Annotated in this window: 2 protein-coding genes; both read left to right on the top strand. The window is 63.3% G+C overall.

Annotated features, from left to right (window positions below; genetic code table 11):
• Window positions 1–632 (top strand): M13-type metalloendopeptidase (locus tag ACQKDV_RS19315; RefSeq protein ID WP_427785839.1); only part of this gene is annotated, 632 nt, incomplete at its 5' end.
• A 265-nt stretch (window positions 633–897) separates the two neighbouring features.
• The coding region (locus ACQKDV_RS19320) for a carboxypeptidase regulatory-like domain-containing protein (RefSeq protein WP_427785840.1) at window positions 898–1,797 on the top strand (900 nt) is incomplete at its 3' end.

Raw genomic sequence — 1,797 nt, forward strand, 5'->3', positions numbered from 1 at the left:
TCCAGCACTTCGGCCTGCAGCCTGAACAGGCGCAGCTCGTCCATCACCCAGGGGGGCCGGCCGCCATCCTGCAGCCGCCGTTCTTCGACCCGAAGGCCGACGACGCGCTGAACTACGGCGGCATCGGCGCGGTGATCGGCCACGAAATGACCCACGGTTACGACGACCAGGGCGCACGCTTCGGGCCGACCGGCAACCTGGAAGACTGGTGGACCCCGGCGGACAAGAAGAACTTCGAAGGCCTGACCGGCAAGCTGGTCAAGCAGTTCGACCAGTACAAGGTCGACGGCCAGGCAGTGAACGGCCACCTGACCCTGGGCGAGAACATCGCCGACCTGGGTGGCCTGGCCACCGCCTACGATGCTCTGCAGAAGGCCAGCGCCGGCAAGGAAGATCCGAAGGTCGACGGCTTCACCCGCGACCAGCGCTTCTTCTTCAACTGGGCGACGGTGTGGCGCACCAAGTACACCGCGGAAAACGCCAAGGTCCGTCTGGCCACCGACCCGCACGCGCCGGCACAGTTCCGTGCCATGGGTGCGCCATCGAACCTGCCGACCTTTGCTGCCGCGTTCCAGTGCAAGGCTGGCTCCCCGATGGCCCGCACCGGCGACCAACAGGTGGTGATCTGGTAAGCCGCGGCTGACGCCACGGCAGACCGAGGAGGCCCGGGACATCCCGGGCCTCTTTTTTTTGGTTCATCGCAATGCAGCAAAGGAAGGGCTGATCCAGCCGGATGTGATGGGGCGTACATCCTTTGAGCGCGAAGGCTCTACCTGGAGAATGCGAAAAACTCATTACGAAGTGCTTGCCAAACGTCTTGTTCATTTGATATTCATTTAATCGGGGCGCGTTCACGCCTCGTTAATTTTCAAAGAAATCCATTTTTCGGGGAAATCGATGAGCAAGCATTCAGTGCGCCTGCGTCGCGCAGGTCTAACCGTGGCTCTGGGCCTGTGCCTTGCCGGTGTGGCCCAGGCCCAATCCGTGACCGGCAGCATCTACGGTTCCGGTGAACCGGGGACCATCATTACCGTAAAGAACCTGGGTACGGGCCTGAGCCGTACCGTCACCGTGGACAAGAACGGACGCTATCGCGCCGCCGACCTGCCCAACGGCAACTACGAGGTCATCCTGCAGAAGGATGGCCAGGTCGTGGCGACCCGCGATTCGGTGCAGGTGCTGATCGCCAGCGGCACCGACGTCTCGTTCGGTGCAGGCGGCGTACAGAACCTGGACCGCGTCGAAGTCACCGCCGCCGCCGTGCCGCGTATTGACGTCACCCAGGTCGATACCCGCACGGTGTTCACCGCCGAGGAGATCAACAAGATCGCCGTGGGCCGTGACATCGCCAGCGTGGCCCTGCTGGCACCGAGCGTGGTGTCCAACTCCAGCTACACCGCCAACGGCAACACGGTTCCCAGCTTCGGCGGCGCCGCATCGTCCGAGAATGCCTACTACATCAACGGCTACCCGGTCACCAACCCGCTCTCCTCGATCGGCTTCACCACTCTGCCCTTCGACGCCCTTGCTCAGCAGCAGACCCTGACTGGTGGCTACGGCGCCGAGTTCGGCCGTGCCACCGGTGGCGTTGTCAACGTCGTCACCAAGCGCGGCTCCAACGAGTTCCACGCTGGTGCCTACACCTACTGGAGTCCGGAATCACTCCGCTCGGACCCGAAGGACTCGTACTTCCCGGTCACCGGCTTTTATGGCGATGACAATCCGGACCCGACCAAGCGCACCGACGGCAAGCTGTACCAGACCCGTAAGAAGTCGCAGAGCTGGACCCAGACCAGC

Origin of the sequence: Stenotrophomonas sp. NPDC077659, from assembly GCF_050268705.1 — a bacterium.
Classification (GTDB): Bacteria; Pseudomonadota; Gammaproteobacteria; order Xanthomonadales; family Xanthomonadaceae; genus Stenotrophomonas.